Origin of the sequence: Paraglaciecola chathamensis S18K6, from assembly GCA_000314955.1 — a bacterium.
Classification (GTDB): domain Bacteria; phylum Pseudomonadota; class Gammaproteobacteria; order Enterobacterales; family Alteromonadaceae; genus Paraglaciecola; species Paraglaciecola chathamensis.
Genome location: BAEM01000022.1, coordinates 16,746 through 34,589, shown reverse-complemented (window position 1 = coordinate 34,589; position 17,844 = coordinate 16,746). Strand labels below are relative to the sequence as shown.

General features: G+C 43.3%; 15 protein-coding genes. 9 read left to right on the top strand and 6 right to left on the bottom strand.

Features of this window, described 5'->3' with window-relative positions; translation table 11 throughout:
• The first annotated feature begins 4 nt into the window (after window positions 1-4).
• The 3 genes from GCHA_RS06350 to GCHA_RS06340 are packed head-to-tail and all read left to right on the top strand — an operon-like array spanning window position 5 to window position 2,520.
• A complete protein-coding gene (locus GCHA_RS06350; RefSeq protein ID WP_007986302.1) occupies window positions 5-757 on the top strand; it encodes a glutathione S-transferase family protein in 753 nt (250 codons plus the stop codon).
• Between the two features lie 42 nt (window positions 758-799).
• Window positions 800-1,660, top strand: coding sequence for a dioxygenase family protein (locus tag GCHA_RS06345; protein WP_083881837.1), 861 nt, complete (start codon window positions 800-802; stop codon window positions 1,658-1,660).
• Window positions 1,657-2,520 carry a fumarylacetoacetate hydrolase family protein gene (locus GCHA_RS06340; protein WP_007986300.1) on the top strand — a complete coding sequence of 288 codons (864 nt, stop codon included), beginning with the start codon at window positions 1,657-1,659 and terminating at the stop codon, window positions 2,518-2,520. Before GCHA_RS06345 ends, GCHA_RS06340 begins: the two co-directional genes overlap by 4 nt.
• Window positions 2,521-2,575: 55 nt before the next feature.
• On the opposite strand, the gene GCHA_RS06335 is transcribed toward GCHA_RS06340, so the two are convergent.
• Window positions 2,576-2,968, bottom strand: coding sequence for a DUF2750 domain-containing protein (locus GCHA_RS06335; RefSeq protein WP_007986299.1), 393 nt, complete (start codon window positions 2,966-2,968; stop codon window positions 2,576-2,578).
• Window positions 2,969-3,096: 128 nt separating this feature from the next.
• Window positions 3,097-4,983, bottom strand: coding sequence for a tetratricopeptide repeat protein (locus tag GCHA_RS06330; RefSeq protein ID WP_318248946.1), 1,887 nt, complete (start codon window positions 4,981-4,983; stop codon window positions 3,097-3,099).
• A gap of 334 nt (window positions 4,984-5,317) precedes the next feature.
• Between GCHA_RS06330 and GCHA_RS06325 the strand changes: the two genes are divergently transcribed.
• The 5 genes from GCHA_RS06325 to GCHA_RS06305 all read left to right on the top strand — a co-directional run bounded on the left by GCHA_RS06325 (window position 5,318) and on the right by GCHA_RS06305 (window position 9,517).
• Entirely contained in the window at window positions 5,318-6,940 is a 1,623-nt protein-coding gene (locus tag GCHA_RS06325; RefSeq protein WP_007986297.1) for a cation:proton antiporter domain-containing protein, read from the top strand.
• Between the two features lie 212 nt (window positions 6,941-7,152).
• The gene (locus tag GCHA_RS06320; protein WP_007986295.1) at window positions 7,153-7,425 is read left to right on the top strand and encodes a helix-turn-helix transcriptional regulator; all 273 of its coding nucleotides are present in this window, start codon (window positions 7,153-7,155) and stop codon (window positions 7,423-7,425) included.
• A 5-nt stretch (window positions 7,426-7,430) separates the two neighbouring features.
• Window positions 7,431-8,141 carry a hypothetical protein gene (locus GCHA_RS06315; protein ID WP_007986292.1) on the top strand — a complete coding sequence of 237 codons (711 nt, stop codon included), beginning with the start codon at window positions 7,431-7,433 and terminating at the stop codon, window positions 8,139-8,141.
• Window positions 8,142-8,272: 131 nt separating this feature from the next.
• The gene (locus tag GCHA_RS06310; RefSeq protein ID WP_007986290.1) at window positions 8,273-8,560 is read left to right on the top strand and encodes a hypothetical protein; all 288 of its coding nucleotides are present in this window, start codon (window positions 8,273-8,275) and stop codon (window positions 8,558-8,560) included.
• Window positions 8,561-8,752: 192 nt separating this feature from the next.
• Window positions 8,753-9,517, top strand: coding sequence for a siderophore-interacting protein (locus tag GCHA_RS06305; RefSeq protein ID WP_007986288.1), 765 nt, complete (start codon window positions 8,753-8,755; stop codon window positions 9,515-9,517).
• 106 nt (window positions 9,518-9,623) lie between these two features.
• On the opposite strand, the gene GCHA_RS06300 is transcribed toward GCHA_RS06305, so the two are convergent.
• From GCHA_RS06300 to GCHA_RS06290, 3 genes are all read right to left on the bottom strand, one after another.
• A complete protein-coding gene (locus tag GCHA_RS06300; RefSeq protein ID WP_007986286.1) occupies window positions 9,624-11,753 on the bottom strand; it encodes a TonB-dependent receptor in 2,130 nt (709 codons plus the stop codon).
• A 151-nt stretch (window positions 11,754-11,904) separates the two neighbouring features.
• Window positions 11,905-15,246, bottom strand: coding sequence for a mechanosensitive ion channel domain-containing protein (locus GCHA_RS06295; protein ID WP_007986284.1), 3,342 nt, complete (start codon window positions 15,244-15,246; stop codon window positions 11,905-11,907).
• A 27-nt stretch (window positions 15,247-15,273) separates the two neighbouring features.
• Entirely contained in the window at window positions 15,274-16,179 is a 906-nt protein-coding gene (locus tag GCHA_RS06290; protein ID WP_007986282.1) for an AraC family transcriptional regulator, read from the bottom strand.
• A gap of 198 nt (window positions 16,180-16,377) precedes the next feature.
• Here GCHA_RS06290 and GCHA_RS06285 point away from each other — a divergent pair, with 198 nt between their 5' ends.
• Complete coding sequence (locus GCHA_RS06285) at window positions 16,378-17,382, top strand: aldo/keto reductase (RefSeq protein ID WP_007986280.1); 1,005 nt, start codon at window positions 16,378-16,380, stop codon at window positions 17,380-17,382.
• Here GCHA_RS06285 and GCHA_RS06280 read toward each other — a convergent pair.
• A complete protein-coding gene (locus GCHA_RS06280) occupies window positions 17,379-17,810 on the bottom strand; it encodes a MarR family winged helix-turn-helix transcriptional regulator (protein WP_007986277.1) in 432 nt (143 codons plus the stop codon). The two genes, GCHA_RS06285 and GCHA_RS06280, sit on opposite strands and share 4 nt — an antisense overlap.
• Between the last annotated feature and the right edge of the window lie 34 nt (window positions 17,811-17,844).

Sequence of the window (17,844 nt, the reverse complement as noted above, 5' to 3'; positions counted from 1 at the left end):
GCGAATGGCAATCAATGAAACAAGCAACCCCACAATTAAATCGTTGCAAGGAGTACACCTCTATCACTTCGGTATGTCGAGCTGTTCTCAGCGCGTACGGTTTGCGTTAGAAGAAAAAGGCATCGAATGGCAGAGCCATCCGGTCAACTTGCATTTAATGGAAAACGCGACGTCAGAATATCAACAAATTCACCCGAAAGGGTACGTACCTGCGTTTATACATGATGGAACACTACTGCTAGAGTCGGTAGATATCATTGCTTATGTTGACGATGTATTCGACGGGCCTGAACTGCACCCTAATAACGAAAAACAAAAGTGTGAGATGCAAAAATGGATAGACCTTTCTAATGCTAATCAGTGGTGCTTAAAGCACCTAACTTATGAATTAATATTTAAAAAGTTAGGCCATTATTCTGATCCTAAGGAGGTTGACTATTACTTGGCCCATCAAAAAAATCCTGAGCTTTTACAGTTTGTAAAAGACTTTGTTGCTGGTTTTTCAGACGAGCTTGTACAAAGCAAAATTAACGAAGCGTATGAATTCTTAAGTGCACTAAATGAAAGACTTTGCGCAGCAGATTATCTTGCAGGGAACGGATTTTCATTGGCCGATATTGCCGCAATCGTTAATGTTCACCGATATAAATTGTGCGGTTTACATGTAGAGCAATACGCAAATTTGGTGCAATGGTATACCAAAGTAGCCGCCCGAGACGGGTTTCAGCGAGCCGTAGTAGCGTGGGAGCCACGCTAGCAGCATAAAGTAAAATGCCTGTAGCAAAATTAAGGGAAACGCATGAGAGATTTAACCCAGGACACAATAACGGACTATATTGCAGCGTCATTTGCCAGCTCTCAGAGTCCTCGACATGTAGAGCTTATGACAGGGCTAGTGAAATGCCTTCATGGGTTCATTCGCGAAGTGGATTTATCCCATAGCGAATGGGCCAAGTTGTTAGCCTTTTTCTACCGTGTGGGTAATAAAACCACAGAGACGCGAGATGAATTTATGTTGTTGTCTGACGTGATGGGGATCACCAGCCTAGTGGACTTACTCGCATCGACTAAAAACCCTGAAGCCACCCCGGCCAGCCCTTTGGGGCCGTTTTATCTTGAAAATGCACCTATCATTCAACAGGGCGGGACTCTGTGTCGAGCTGGTGAGCCCGGTATTCCATTGGTTTTTAAAGGTACGGTGACTAACGAGCACGGTGTCAAAATAGAAAATGCTCTTCTTGATATTTGGCATAACGCGGATTCAGGTTTGTATTCAAATGAAGATGAAACACAAGACGATATGAATAACCGAGGGCGTATATACACTGACGAACAAGGAAGATTTACATTGAATACTATACGACCTAAACCTTATTCAGTGCCTATGGATGGTCCCGTGGGTGATTTACTCAACGCATTTGAGCGCAGCCCATGGCGCAGTGCGCACCTGCACGTGGTGGTGTCAGCTCAAGGGTATGAATCGGTCATCACTGAGCTGTTTTTTTCGGATTGTGAATATATTGATATCGACGCGGTAGGTGGGGTCAGACCAAGTCTTACTCACGAACCCAGCTATATAAACACTGACAGAGGCGAAACATTATTCATTGATCATCACTTTCGCTTACGTCCCCTTAGTCAGGAACCTGCATCATTATGAAATTTCTTCAATATAACGAAAATGGACACATTAAATTAGCAGTAAAACGAGACGATTGTGTCATTCCTTTACAGGCTATAGATGAAAATTTACCTCAAAATATGAAAGGTTTGATACTAAAGGGAAGGGCAGTACTAGATGAATTACGCCAGAAAATATCAGCTTATGACGGCTCAACGCTCGCACTGGATGAAATTGAATTTGCGTTGCCTGTTGGTGACCCCGAACGATTTCTGTGCTTAGGGTTAAACTATGTAGATCATGCGAAAGAAGGTAACAACGCCTTACCTGAGCATCCTGCTATTTTCATGCGTACCCCTACCAGCTTAGCTGCCCATCAACAGCCTTTGCTACTTCCCAAAGTTAACAAAAAACTAGATTACGAAGCCGAGTTACTCGTGGTGATTGGTAAGCAAGCCAAATTCTTAACCAAGGATAATGCACTTGATGCTGTTTGGGGTTATTCCTTGTTTAATGATGGTTCAGTGCGACCCTACCAGCGCTGGAGCACCCAATGGACAATGGGCAAAAACTTTGATCAAACCGGCGGTTTTGGGCCATGGATAGTCACCCCTGACGAACTGCCACCGGGAGCACAGGGCCTAAAAATAGAGATGCGGTTGAATGGTCAGGTTATGCAACACGCCAATACCAATGACATGGTATTTGATGTGGTGACGACCTTAGTACAAATTAGTGAGTGCATGACATTACAGCCTGGCGACTGCATTGCAATGGGAACACCTTCAGGAGTAGGTTACCCTAGAAATCCCCCAGTTTTTTTACAGGCTGATGATATTGCTGAGGTAGAAGTGGAAGGGATTGGTATATTGAAAAACGCTATAGCTTTAGAAGCATAAACACGTAATGAGCGCAGCATAGGGTGCGCTCATTTCACTCAACATGCCCTACAATTTAAAACTTTTCTACTTCGGCTAACATTTGGCTAAAATCAGCTAGTTCTACTTCTAGATACTCACCTCCGTCTCGCCACTCGATGCCAATCACCACGTTATCTTGTGCTAGATCTTCAACCCAAAACTCTAGCCAATCCGAGACCGAGATGGCTTTTGGAACGTAATCTTGCCATTCATCAATGCAATGTTCTTTTGCCAGCTGCGCGTTTGACCATAGGGGCATGACGTCAGTGTTTTCGAAGTTGATAGAATCTAATATTACCCAGCCATCGCTGGTTTTATCTTGCAACGCCCATAATTCTTGAGTGTGTTTAATTTGGGCCATAAAATCCGCTGAATCGATATTTGTATCTGTCATGGTAAGCTCTAGTAGGCTGATTTGTGGCGCCATGATACGGCCTATCGAAACGTCTCACAATATATGATTGCATATAAGCATCAATGGCCGCCTATTTGACGATAAGTGAAAATGTAAGTGACGGATTAAACTGAATTTAATCCGTATTTTACGCTATATGTCTAAAGCACCACTGAACTTTTAAGTGTGATATCAGCGTATTGCCAGGCGTTTAAAAAACGCTCTTTAACCTTGGCGGCTTGCGCTGAATTACCTTGCGCCAAATGCGCTTGATACAACCCGTAAAGTGACCAACCATTTTCCGGAAATACCTGTAGATCTTGTTGGTAAATCTGTTGCGCTTGAGCAAAATCACCTGATGCGAGTAGCACTGCACCAAGAGACTGACGAACAGGGGCATGCCAATCAGATGGCTCGTTATAATTAAGCTCGTCTTCTAGGGCCACCGCTTTTTTCAATGCACGAATAGCATCAATGTCGTTTTTGGATTTGGCTGCCAATTCGCCTTCAAGGACTAAGGCGGCAATATTGATAACACTGTATGCGTCATTTATTTGCCATACGGTGATATCAGCAAGTTTTTGGTTCGTCGCTAGTTGCTGCAACTGCTGTAAATGGATCTTGGCTTGTGCGAGGCTCCCGTTAGCGGCTAACGCACTGCCTCTGGCGTAATGCCACACTGCTAAAGGGTACAAGAGTTCAGCTTTAGGTGCTGGGATACTCATTATTTTGTCCCACTTACCAAAGCGTACATAAGCGTACCAAGGAGTGACCCAGTAGTGTTGAAGCGTTCCTAGTCCTTCTTCGGTCATTAGGTTGGTGTCTATGTGCTTGGCCATGTGCTCTGCGGCGTTGATGGCTTTTTGACTGTTGCCTTGCATACTTGCCATTGCCCACAGAAAGTGACGGTTGTGGGGCACATAAGCTAAGGGATAAACGCCTTGCTGACGACACTGGGCGATATAGTTATTGTCGACCAATATCGCATTTTCGTTACTAATAACACCTTGTTGATAGCGACCGGTGCGAATATAAATATGTGAGGGCATGTGCACAAGATGGCCTGCGCCTGGTACCGCATCTTCTAGCACTTTTGCACTAGCTAGCCCACGCTCAGGCTGCTTCGATGCTTCTACTGCATGAATGTAATAATGATTCAGACCGGCATGTGATGGAGTATTTTGAAGCCCTTGTTCTAATACTGATAATATTTCATGGGTCCATTCTTTTGGCCGCCCATCACTATTCCAATAATCCCAGGCGTGGATCACCATGAGTGACTCTGCTAATAGAGTGCGTAGATTAGGGTCGTCAGGATACTGCACGACTAATGCTCGCATGGCGTTGGCATATTGGGCATCTAAGTTAGCTCTGTCAGACAAAGACTCATCTTGTGAGTAACGCATTTTTAGAGCCTGAATGAGCGCGACCTCTTTTGGCGAAGCATATTGACTCAACGCTTGTGCTTTGGATATCGCCTTGAATGCGGGCTGCACCGCACTTGACTCCATTGGCCCATTGATATTGGGGCCTAGCACTAATGCCTGACCCCAGTAAGCAAGCGCACTTTGAGGTGCGAGTAAAGCGACTTGCTCGAAGGAACGCCTAGCTTCTAGATGATTAAAACCATAAGTCAAAGCAATAGCTTGATTGAAAAACGCTTGCGCTCGTTCATTACCGTTTGAAAGATAGAAACCGTGTTCCCCCATGCCAGACAAACGCGGTGCAATCTGCCCATCAAAAAGGTTTTTTTCAAGGCGTGGTTGGGGCGCATTGGTTTCGCTATTATCGGAAGATGCAGCAGAAATAGAGTGTTCTTGAGTGGATGTGTCACTAGCTAGTGGGCTCGAGCCCGGCGTACTTGATGTACAACTGACCAGACAAAACATGCTGAATAGTAGTGCCATTTGTATCACCGAGATAACAGAGGGCAGGGAGCTGCTGCTCGTACGCAGTGTCGCATTACTGTCTACTTCGACTGATGTGAGAGCTTTATTAGAAGGTGTAATAGTAAGGCACTGGGTAGATAGGTGTTTGAAAGTATTCATGTTTACGTCCTTGTTGGTTGCTATTGAAACGCCAGTACTCCTTGTTAGGCGTGCTTGAGTGGTATTCAGTCTTTTATCGCTTTGCGTTTCACATTCAATGACGCGAACGATTCAGGCGATGCGATGTACCAAATTATAGTGGGGTTATGAGAATTTTCTTATCTGTGGTCGTAGATTTTTTACCTAGCACTGTATTCAAATAGACATATGAGGAGGTGCGGTATATTCTACTTATTACATAAATCGCAATAAATGACGCTTATAGTTCTTTTTTGTTATAAGTTTGTTAGTGCGATGTAGCGCTGGGCTGAATTTAAAGTTTGGATAAGTATAGATGGACTCTGTTTTACTGATAATTTTTATCTCTTTGGCAATAGCAACAGTGCTGAACATAGTGCTGAAGAAGCTTTCTGTGTCACACATTATTGGCTATATCATTACCGGTACTATCATCAGCAATATATTCCATTTTGGCGACAGCGAAAAGTTACATTCGCTAGATCTTATAGGTGAGTTTGGCATCGTATTCCTGATGTTTACCATAGGCTTAGAGCTGTCATTTAATAAGCTTAAAAAAATGAAAGAGCTGGTGTTTCTCAACGGCTTTGTGCAAGTTGTTGGCAGTGCATTGCTAATCTTTGCTATAGCACACTATGTATTTACTCAAACAATTACCGCGTCCGTCATCATTGCCCTTGCGTTTAGCTTGTCTTCAACGGCCATTGTGCTCAGTTACCTGAAAAAATCAAAAGATGTTGTCACGCCTTACGGTGAGAAGTCGGTGGCTATCTTAATTTTTCAAGATCTTGCAGTTATTCCTATCCTATTATTGATCAGCTTCTTAGCTAACAGCGAGCTATCTGTTGGTGACGTACTGTTAAATACTCTGTTATCAGCAACGCTGGTGATTTTGTTTATGTTTACCCTCGGGAAGAAAATCATCGAGTGGTTGTTACACTTTTCAACCAATGCGAAATTAGAAGAGCTGTTTTTGGGCTCGGTACTGACCATCGTCATTGGGGCGTCGATCCTGGCTCACGAAATGGGGTTTACTTATTCCCTTGGTGCGTTCATCGCAGGCATGATTATCGCAGAAACAAACTTTCATGTGAAAGTCGAATCAGATATCGCCTCTTACAAAGATATTTTACTCGGTGCATTTTTCTTTTCTATCGGTACTAAAATCGACATTGGGTATTTCTATCAAGAATTCTTCTGGGTTCTAGGCGTTCTGGCATTGGCCATGTTAGTCAAAGCCCTGTTTCTTTTTGCCCTTATACGGCGCAAATCGAATAAAAGTGACTCAGTTAAAACGGCTATTGCTTTGTGTCAGATAGGTGAATTTTCGTTTGCGATATTTTCGTTAGCGCTAAGTGAAAATATTATTTCCAATGAACTCGGCAGTTTCCTCATTTTAGTGACCGTACTTTCTATGATTGTGACCCCGTTTATGGTCAACAATATCTATAAGTTGGCGTCGCTTTTTGTGGTTGAATTTTTTGAGTCAGACAAAATTACCCCTATTAATGAGCAGCAACATACAGTCATCTGTGGCTTCGCTATCGTGGGGCGAATTGTAGCCAAAGAACTCAGCGCAAAAGGAATACGTTTTGTGATTATCTCTGATAACTTACAACATGTTTTATTAGCGCGCGAACGTGGCTACATGGCTTATTTTGGGCACCTAGATAAACGCCCTGTGCTTGAGTCTTTAAAAGTGGATGAGTCAGCAAGTGTTATTCTGACAGTGACTAATTTACTGAAGAAAAAAATTATTTGCCAAGCAGTATTAGATTTCTCACCTCAGGCGAAAGTGATCGTCAAAATCAATAGTCAGGCAGAGAAAAAAGCACTGGATGGCATGGGCATATGCGCTTTTGTTCACGCTGAACATGAAACAGCGCGCTTATTGGTTAAGAAAAGCTTGGCACATAGGGAGTGTGCAGAGCCTAGCTAAAGCGTTGACCAGCCTAATTTAAGCAATTAAGCGAGTCACATTAGACGTTTTGTCGATTAAAATATAAACAGATGGAATAACACAAAGGTAAGTGCTGAAATTTTGTTCTAGCTTATAAAGGGATTTATCTTTACTTGACTGTCGTAAAATAGTTACCATTGAATGTCGAATTTATTAACCGCTTTCTTTTTTACCTATTGGGCTTCAGGAATATGGATTTACACAGTAGTGAACTGCCTGTTATTTTAAGGAACCTCAGAAAAGAGGCGGGCTATACACAAGGTGAACTTGCACTTAGAGTGGGGTTGAGCCGAGAAACTGTTTCTGCGATTGAAAACAACAAACCCGAATCATTACGTACTTTACAAATTGAAGTCGTTAAAAAATGGTGGTCAGTTTGTCGTACTAAAGCGAAAGAAGAAACCCGAAACAACTTCGTTAATCAAATTGTAGGCTACTTTAAATTTATCACCGATAGACTCTAGTCCGCGTGTTTATTAGCTCTACACGCATTCCAAAATTCGTTGGTTCTGTTCTTTTTGTTTGTGCCGGGTTCTTAACATACGGCGACAGCTTACTGTTTGAAAAAATCTACCTTGCCCTGTTGGGGTTTGTTGCAGTGTTATTTATTCGCGACATCAACTTAGTGAGTATTATTGTTATTTCAGCAGGAGCGAATTTATCCTCTGAACTGCTGTATCCGCTTGTTATTAGTGAGCAATTTCAATTTCCGTTAAAAATACTAACATACCTAGTGGCATGCTGGACCCTACTGAAGGTAAGCGAAGACAGTATGCGCTTGCCGACGGTCTTCGTGGTCGTACTTTGTTTAGTGACAGAGGGCTATTGGTATATCAGTGAGCAGGATGCACCGATGATATTCTGGTATGTATTGCTCCTGACGATAAATCTATGGGTACGGCACTTTTTATTCGCCCGAGTATTTATTATGGCGAAGTACTTCCCCAGCCAATATCGCTCATTAAACTTAGATCACTCTTTGTATCAATTAGTCTTTTTCTATATTTTGCTGCATCAATTTATTTTGCTGGAGTACATATTGCGTCGCGTTTTTGATGTTTCTAGCACATACGTCTACTACGCTGCACCCTACATCTTTCATGGATTGACCACCTATTCTGCACTCTTGGTCTTATTCCAAGGCTACACCCTCATTTCTAAAAACTGGTTTAAAGCATAAGAAACTGTTCAATTAAACATACTATTTGTATGCTCATAATTTAACCTTATATGTGACATTGCCGATAAATATCCTTGATAATCACTTTGGTGGAAATTCGTCCACTTAAGATCATCTATAGGATATTAATCATGAAAAAATTGACACTTACTGCCACTGTTGTTTTATCTGTTCTTGCTTCTAGCTCTGCATTTGCCATAGGCACGGGTGGTAAAATGGTTCCTCCAAGCTTAATTGGTACGGGCGGAAAGATGGTTCCTCCGGCTATTATTGGCACAGGTGGTAAGATGGTTCCTCCTAGTTTGATTGGAACCGGTGGCAAAATGGTACCGCCAGCTATTATCGGCACGGGCGGTAAAATGGTTCCACCTAGTTTGATTGGCACGGGCGGAAAAATGGTGCCTCCAGCTCAACTCTAATATTTATTAGCATGACGGTTATTCAAACCCATGCTCACAAAAACACGCAATGTAAAGAGCGCCTGCATCACAATGATCAGGCGTTTCTCCATTTGTGATAGTTTTAGCTTAAATAATAATAATTCTCATTTAGGGCTTGATTAGTTAAACGATTTTGTTATAGTTGACATTATCAACTATATAGGAGCGATTATGAAACCCCAAGTACGTTTAGTTAAAATTATCCGCATAGAATCGCTTTCACCGCATTTGCGCCGGATCGTATTTAGTTCAGAGCAATTAGCTGGTTTTCCAGAAGGAAAGGAAGGGGCGCATGTTAAAGTACTCGTTCCTCACGAAGGTGAAAAGTATCCTGAATTAGCGCTTGACGCACCGCGTCCTGCGTTTAAACGGTCGTATACGATCCGCAGTTTTAATGCGCAAACATTGGAGCTGGCAATTGATTTTGTAGTAAATCGTCATGATGGGCCGGCGACAAACTGGGCGGTGAACGCCAAAGTAGGCGACTTTGCTGGTATTGCGGGGCCTGGAGCTCCAAAATTAACTGATTTTAGCCAAGAAAATTACTTGTTAATCGGCGATCTAACGTCAGTCAACGCGGTAAATGGGTTTGCTAAGTATATTCCTAAGCATTCAACCTTAAAATCAGTCATAACGGTGCCAACCCGCAGTGACATTATTTCAATGGATGCGGGAGAGCATTTAGCGGTGGATTGGCATATAGAAGACGAAGCGACGCACTCTTTTGAAGATATGGTTGAGGCCGCCGCTAAAACGTTACCCAATGATAAAACCCACGTGTTCTTTGGCCTCGAAGCAAGAAGTGTACGAACCATTAAAGGTATGCTATTACATGATCTTCAGTACGATCGTTTAAATCTGTTTGCAACGGGATATTGGAAAAAAGGCATTGATGCCGACAAGTTTAATCGTCAAAAACAAGCTGCACCGCTTTAATAATTTAGAATGAAAACGTACACAAAACCCCTACTAGGGTAGGGGATGTGATTTTATTCACGATTATTAGCGCCTGCTACTGCATGACGAAAACCCATAGATATCGTTAGAAGCTATAATTGGCCCCAACGTAAATAGCGCGAGGTTGACCACCGAAGTAACGATATGATCCAAAAGCATAATCAGCTCTGCTGGCGTATTTTTGGTCGGTCAAATTTTCTAGCTTTGCCGTCAGGTTTACACGTTCACTGACTTGCCACTGTCCGCGTAAATGAAGTAAATCATGCCCTTGGTATTCGTGTGCATTCGCTGGGTCAAGGTAATAGCTACCGACGTGCTGCCATTCTAATTCAAGCTCGGTTTTAGCAGTTGGTTGCCAGTTCAAACGTGCATTCCCCTGATTGCGCGGGGCAGTGTCAATTTCGTTGCCATTTACCACACCGCTGCTTGGACGATCAAAATCGTATTCGTGTTGCGCATAGGCATAATTTACCGAAATAGTTAGGCTCTCAAGTAACTGGTATATTGCACTTAGCTCAATGCCTTTATGATCCGTCTCACCATCGGTTACATTCAAACCATCGTCATCCCGAAAGAAGAAATGATCTTTTTGCATGCTGTAGACAACGGCTTGAACCTGTAGGTTTTGAAAAGCGCTACGCACCCCAGCTTCAATACTGTTTACTTCTTCTGATTTAATTGTGCCAATGGTTTGTTGATTTTGTAGTCGGTACAGATCGGTGGTTTGAGGAGCGCGAAATCCATTTGTCCAGTTGGCAAACAGTGATACATATTCATTCAACCTATAATTAGTACCTATTTTGGCACTGGTATTATTGAAACTATCATTTCGGTCTGCTGGGCGTTGATAGAGACAACTTACCTCTTCACCATCATTATTGATGCAAAAGGAGCCGTCGGCTTTGGTTGTGCCATCACTGATTAAGTTGTTGTAATCGTAATCAGTATAATCAACACGTAGGCTTGAATTGACGCTTAACGCGTTATTGATTTGCCAATTAACTTGTATGAATGGAGCGAGGGTAGTGGCATTCACTTCATAATCAAAATGCACCCCTTGTTGGCGAGCTTTCCCAAAACTAAACATATCGCCTTGCTCTTGCGTTTCTGTCAGTTCACCATGAGTCCAGTCGGCGTCTAAACCCACTACAAGTGTTACGGCGCTGTTGACCTGCCATTGGTAATCAGAATTCAGCCCAATACTGTAGTGGCTATTTTCCTCGATTGCTCTTGAGGGCAAATAATGCTGCCTGAACTCCATACTATTTGTGCGAAAATAAGGGGTGAAGTTTAACGCTTGATTGGCGTCTAACTGGTAGTTGATGTGACTAGCACCACGCAATGATGACCATTGACGATAGGCGTCTGTATCGCAGTTTTTTTCCATTGCTGAACGGTCTTTGTATAGTTCGCTTGGTGCAAAGGTAGAACTGAAGCAGCCTTCGCCGTTATCACCTGAGGCAATAAAACCGGCAGTGTCTTGGTCAAGATCAAATCCCGATAGAGTGCTTTGAATTGTTAACTTGTCTTGTTGATAATCATGGCGAAGTCCCAACTTCGTGGAAGTAAATCCGCTTTCATCTTGATAACCTCCATCATCGATAACTTGTAGCGTTAGGCCGACACCTTGAGATATGTCAGTGGTGTTGTCAACATGGCCTACAGCACCATTAAATTGAACACGCTCGTTCGGGCCAAATGTGATGCCAGCATTACCGCCGTTTTGCGGCGATAAACTCAGCACGTTAATCACCCCGTGAACTGCATTAGAGCCATACACTGCACTGTTGGGGCCTTGGATCACTTCAATACTATCTGCTTGGGCCAAATTGAGTTCTGCTAGGCCGTTGTTGTTGGCAAAACCTGCTGCGCGAGTTGCTATGCCATCTTGCATAAACAGAAAGGCACCACCGGCTCCAGGGCCGGTAAGGATAGGCGAGCGTAATGAAGGTAGGTTTTCGACACCATTGTTGGCTTGAACATAAACGCCGCTTGCGCGATTTAGAATATCACTGGCTAGAGCAGCATTAACACGCTCTATGTCATCTTGATTGATACGCTCTACGTTGCTATCAAGGGCCATAACATCTGTATTCGAATGAGAGCCACTTACAATAATAACCTCGACAGGGGGCGCTTGCTCAGCAAAAGCATATGAACTGTGTACGACAATGGAAAGCATTGTTAATGGAAAAATTGATTTAGGAGATAGCATGAATACCTTATATAAATCTGAAACATAGGGATTTATGCTAACCAAATCGCAGCTGAGGTTCCAAGGAAAACTGTCGATTTACTATTTTCTTTATGAATTATAGTTAAATGAGAGAGCCCGAATGGCATCGCTCTTTACTTTCTAAGCATGTCTATTTTTGTTGGTCATCAGGTTTGGTGGTAGCGATATTAATATCTATTGGGTCACGCATGTTTATGTGCACATCCTGTTGAGGATACGCTATTTCAATTTCCGCTTGTTTGAATGCTTTTTCAATTTGCATATGAAGTTCGTGCGTCACCATGGCCCGGTCGACAACTGCACGGGCAAATACCCGCAGTTCAAAGAGCAAACTACTGGTACTAAAGGCCAGGAATAACGCTGCAGGAGCAGGGTCGTCGTAAACATTGTGGTTATTATTCGCTTCATTTAATAAAACGGATACGACTTTTTCGGTATCACTGCCGTAAACAACGCCAACGGGGATAACGATACGGGTAACGGGGTCTGACAAGGTCCAGTTGATGAAATCCTGCGTTATAAAGGTTTTGTTAGGAATGATCAGCTCTTTTCTGTCCCAGTCGCTTACCGTGGTGGCGCGGATCCGAATACGGGTAACCGTGCCGCTATGCCCCGCAATTGTGATCGTGTCACCCAAGCGGATCGGACGTTCAAATAAGATCACGATACCCGACACAAAATTAGCCACAATTTCTTGTAACCCGAACCCTAGGCCGACGCCTAATGCTGCAATAAGCCATTGTAACTTTGACCACTGGGCACCGAGTATATTAACTGAAACGATAATGCCGACAATGACTATGGTGTATTTCAACATAGTCGTGATGGCATAACTGGTACCCGGTGACAGATTTAACCGACCGAGCACGGTCATTTCCAGTAAGCCGGGTAGATTTCGCACTCCGATAACACTGATAAATAAAATCCCTAAACTGAGCAGGCAGCTCCAAAGTGTGATGAGTTGCGCGGGAGTGTTCGGGTCGTCACTGCTAATTTCCCACATAACTACATCGTCAAGCGAATAGGCGATGGGGGAAATATCCTGCCATACGATTGAAAGTGCACCTAAGAGAACCAACCAAATTATCAGCCGAATTACCGCTTTGGTTTGGCTAGTTATGGTATGCCTATCTAGCTCTTGTGTATCGATAATATCAGGCACCCCTTCGCCTGATTGTTCAGCCGCTTCTTGTTGCTCATTGGCCAGTAAAGTGGCTGCACGTTTAGCGCGTATTTTTTCAAATGCAATGCGCCGTGCTTTGACAGAGATAGCGCGCTCTGCGGTGTAATACACTAACAAAGCCAAAGTACACAAGACAGCCGTTTCTAACATCAATGCGAGGATGCGCTGAGCACTGTATTGATAGCCAATGGCGGATAAAATGATTAAAAACACCGGTACCAAAATAAGCAGAGAATACACAAAGTAAGAAAAACGCTTAGATGTATAAAGCGAGGTACGGTGGCGATAGTAAGCGTTACGCGTAACTCTTGTTCCCGCAATTGCAAGTGAAGCGCATAAAATAATAAGCGCAAATTGCCCTAAATCTTCACGGATCTCGACACTCGCTTGATTGGTTAGCAATGTCATTATGATGCCCACAGGAATGAAAACAATAATGAGTAATCTATTGTTCTTTCGCAGCAATGCGAGGTTGGATTCACTCCACCTGAAATGCACTTCACCCAATCCATTCTTGCGCACCAGTTGCAGCATGAATTCAAGATAAATCATCATTAATCCACCAACGAAAAATGCATTGCTTAAACTGTTGGAGAAGCCCGTTTGGGTATCGCTAAGCAGTGCTAAGGCAAACAACAATAATGCTGGGGGTAATGCCAAACCTAACGTAATGGCGAGCCCTTCAAGGGTGAATTGAAATGCGTCTGTTTGCACCTTCCCGATATTAGGAGCAATATCTGTTAAGCGTTGTTTTAAGCGCTTTCTTAATATAATGGTAAGAACAAAAGCACAAACTATTGTGAGTAAACTAATTTGTTCCTGTTGCACATTACGCGCGATAGCTTGTACTACGTTTTGCCAATGTTTCGTGCGAAATAGCCACGCCGCAGAGTCACCTGCCGCCGCGATCGTTTGTAGGTTAAATGGCGTAGCGCTTGGGATCCAAAATAAATTACTTTCTAACAGGTCACTGTAGGTTTTACTTCTTTGACTCAAATATCCTAGTTTATCCAGTAAAACTGATAAGGTATCCACGTGCTGTGTATACGCCGAACTTAGCTGAGAAATCAGCTCTCGTCGTTGATTGATGAGATTGTGCGCTTCATCCTTCCAGCGCGTATTGTCTTTGCCTATTTGGGTCATCAAAGGGTTTACTTCTGGTACGTCGTATGGTGCGCGCTTCTGGTTAATGCTAAACATAGCAACTCGGTTATCGACCAATAACATTTCCGTTTGTTTGATCGCTTCACTGCCATTGATAAAGCTCGAAGTTTGCTCCCATTCTTGTCTAAGGGCGTTGCCAAAGACCGCTGATGATTCATAAACCTCTAGCTCGAGTAAGCGGTTGAGCGAGGAGAACTTATTATTCAGCTCATTTATCTGTGTTTGAATCTGACTGAGCTCATTACTGGTATTCTCTTGTTGTTCAGATAAAGAGGCTGCCCGTTGGGCTAACAACTCATTGTGTTTCGCGATATCACGCAAAGATTTGGGAGCGCTAATCAAAGAGGCCGTTACTGCCTGCAGTTGCGAGAGTTTAGAGGCATTTGCTTTGCTATCTAATTGACTCTGTAAGGCGGTGAGTTTATCGCGTAAGTTAATGGCACCATTGAGCTTCTTCTGTTCAAGAGATATTTGCGCTTCAAGTAAAGCGAGATGGTCCGGTCGATAAGTTAGGCGCTGTTTGACCGCATCAATTTTGGACTGCAACATTTTCCGCTGAGCAGTCTGAGCGATATTGTCGGCCAATTGGGAAGGGTTGCTCTTTTCATCAGTGCTAAGGTTGTTGTTGGTCGCATCGATGGCCGTTTGTGTGTCACTGATAATCTGACGAAGTAGCAAACGACGTTCGTCATCGAGGTTGGCTTTTAGCTCAGACGTACTTGCTCGCAAGCTAGTAACCTTGCCCTCCATGTCGTTTAGTAGGGTTAATACCGTTTGGCTATTCAGTGGCTCATTAGGTAACTTCGGCGCGCTATAGCGGGCTTGTTGCTGTTCAATTTTGCTCAGTGCGTCTGGCGCATCTTTAATGGCTTGTCGGTATTTTAGGCTTTGTTGCTCATATTGCTGCGCCGCCCTTATGTCATCAATTGCTTGCTGGTAGGACTTTTCTATCTGTTCTTTTTCTTGCTCAGAAATATCAGCCGCGTCCGCGGAAGCGTTTAATCGTTGCTGTATTTCTTCAACACTTGGTAATAAATCATCGTCACTGTAGCTAGCAGTAGAGAATGCAAGACACAACAAAAGTGAAAAACGGATCCAGAACGTAAAAATAGATGATGTTTGCATAGCTACCCTAAGTGTATCGACGTCACATCATACCTTAGTTAATATCCGCGCGTCTTGTGCTGGGGGCACTGAAAATAGGCGACGATATTCTCGACTAAATTGTGAGGTACTTGTGTAACCCACCTCGTAAGCAGCAGCCGTCGCATTGTATTGTTCAAATAGCATTTTTCGTTTAGCCGCATGTAAGCGTACCGTTTTTATATATTGAATAGGAGTGGTGTTTGTTGCTGCTTTAAAGTGATGATAAAACGAAGATTCACTCATGTTGGCTTTACTCGCCAAGCTAGGTATATCCATATTTAACGCGTAGTGCCTATTTATGTATTGCAGGACATTTGCGATTTGATATTGCTGTCGGTCTTGACAGGCAAAGCTTCGTAGCAATGCGCCATGTTCGTCATTCAGCACATGATAGATGAGTTCTTTAAGGGCGAGTTGCCCTAATACATGGGCTTTTTCCTTGGATTGAGCACAATCTAACAGTCTAGAAAGGGTATTTTGTATGTCAGTGTGTATTGCACTGACGTAAATACCACGGTTAGCTGAGCCTAGTGCATTGGAGGTATGCTCTGAAAGTGGTTGCGGCTTGGGTTCAAGCGGCATTTCAACGATCAACTCATTTATCATTTGAGTATCTAGGCTAATACGCGCAGCAAGGTAGGGGGTATAAGGGCTTGCTTGTAGTATTTGTCCTTCTAACGGCAGAGGCACGCAACTGACCAAATAGTGCATAGGATCGTATAAATAGCGCTCTTTTCCTAAATATGCTGCTTTTGAGCCTTGTAACACCATATAAATACTCGGTTGATAAATCACCGGCATAGGGGAAGGCGTGGGGCTATCTCTACGAAATAAGCTCAAGTGCGGGACACAGGTAGTAAAATCACCTTCATGGTCGGCCATGTCTTGGGCTTTATTAATTAAGGTATTCACAGCGCGTCCCTCTATAAGATGGTCATTTGGTTTAGTCAATTTAAGTATGCCACGTAACAACCAGTTGAAAAGCTGCTCCCGTCACCATTGTAGGATTAGGCAAACTATTTCCAGTATCGCCCACATAAATCAATTTTTACCCGGCGTAGTCTTTAAATGGATTTTGACACTTGGTTTAAATAAGGTGAGGTAATTGTTATGAAAAGCATGCAAACACGATTGTTAGGTGAGCAAGGTCTGGCGGTGTCTGGTGTCGGTTTAGGCTGTATGGGGATGTCGGATTTCTATGGCCCTCATGATCAAGGCAACTCATTTGCAACTTTAGAGCAAGCCATTAGCTGCGGCGTGACGTTTTGGGACACCTCAGATATTTATGGGCCAAAAACAAATGAAGCGTTGTTAGGGCGCTATTTTGCGAAACACGTCTCTGCTCGAAGTAATATTACGCTAGCGACTAAGTTTGGAATATTACGTGATAATAATGGCAATTTTCTAGGATTTAATGGCAGACCTGAGTATGTAAAGCAGGCATGTGACGAAAGTTTGCAGCGTTTGGGAGTCGATTATATAGACTTGTATTACCAGCACAGAATGGATCCCAACGTACCCATCGAAGATACCGTTGGCGCCATGGCTGATTTGGTTAAGGCAGGTAAAGTTCGCTATTTAGGTCTGTCTGAGGCAGGTGTTGATAGTTTAACACGAGCATGCAAAGTACATCCAATTAGTGCGCTACAAAGCGAGTATTCCTTATGGAGTCGCGACATTGAAAGCGATATTTTACCTGCCTGTAAAAGACTCGGCGTAGGGCTCGTTGCCTATAGTCCTTTAGGACGGGGCTTCCTAACAGGTGCATATACCAAACGCCAAGACTTTGAAGAGGGAGACTGGCGACTGAATAATCCTAGGTTTACTGAGCAAAACCTCGCCGCCAATCTTGCACTTGTTGCTGAAATAAAAGCGATTGCCCATGATGTGAAATGCACTCCAGCACAGTTAGCACTGGCTTGGGTGCTTCATCAAAGTCAAAACTATGTGTGTATTCCTGGTACGCGCAGCCCTAAACGGGTGACGGAAAACGCCGGAGCAATGGCTTTTACACTAACGGACTCTCAATGGAAAGAAATCGCTGAGCGCATTGATCAGCATAAAGTCCACGGTCTTCGTTACCCACCAGAAGCAATGAGCGCCTTAGGCCGTTAATCTTTGCTTGGCATTAGATTGAGTGAAATGTGCTGAGCAATGTCTTCAAACTGTTGTTGTTGTTCAGCGCTTAGACCTTGTAGCATTTGGCGTTGAATTTTTTCTTGAGCATGTTGTAACTGCTTCATCAATTTTTTGCCTTGCGCATTCAAGGTTAAAATTTGACTGCGTTTATCTTCTGGATGCGCATTCTTATCGATGAGTTCAATGTTTAGAAGCTCTTTTACTAAACGTGCGACTTGGGCTTTGTCTCTGACCAGTTTAATAACAATGTGATTTGCCGTGCAGTCAGGAGTCTCTGCGATGATCTTAAGGCTGCGAACATGCATAGCGCCTATGCCTAATTCGCTGGCGTTTATTGCGCCTCGAACAGTTAACCTGTAACGCTCAGAAATAGCAAAAATGTGTTCGATAAGTTGCGAATGCATAGGTTTAAACCAGTAAAAAAAGTTGGTTGATTAT